At 66.2% G+C, this 506-nt stretch carries 1 protein-coding gene; it reads left to right on the top strand.

Features of this window, described 5'->3' with window-relative positions; translation table 11 throughout:
- Nucleotides 1-506 (top strand): DUF389 domain-containing protein (locus tag ACT6Q8_RS25750; protein WP_444739515.1); only part of this gene is annotated, 506 nt, incomplete at both ends.

Below are 506 nucleotides of genomic sequence, written 5' to 3'. Positions count from 1 at the left end.
CCGAGGAGGTTTATCGCTCGCTCGTCGCCCTTGGGCTCGGCATCATTCTGGCTGTAGGCTTCAGCGCCCTCATCGTCGTGCTCTCGCCGCTCCAGACGGTGACCGCCGAAATTGCCGCGCGCACCCGACCCAATTTCTTCGATCTGCTCGTCGCACTCTTTTCGGGTCTTGCGGGTGCCTATGCGATGGTGCGTGGCCGCCACGGCGCGATCGTCGGCGTGGCGATCGCCACCGGGCAGCTCAAGCGCATCGAGACGCTGCTGATCCTCTGGCTGGGCCTGTCGCTGGTCAATTTCATTCGCCCCATGTACACCGTGGAGATCGTCACCAGCGCCCAATGGGCGCCCCTGTTCGCCGCCGGCGCCTTCTTCTTCCTGGTGCGGCAGTCGGGCTGGACCACCCGTCGGCGCTTGGCGCTGCTGGGCTGCGCCGCGCTGGCCTGCATGTACCTGTGGCGTGAAAATGGCCAGGCAGACAGCCTGGAGCAGCTGCTGGCCCTGGACGAC

Origin of the sequence: Niveispirillum sp. (genome assembly GCF_052437035.1) — a bacterium.
Lineage (GTDB): Bacteria > Pseudomonadota > Alphaproteobacteria > Azospirillales > Azospirillaceae > Niveispirillum.
Note: the sequence above shows the minus strand (reverse complement) of the source record. Positions and strands in the feature narration are given on the sequence as shown.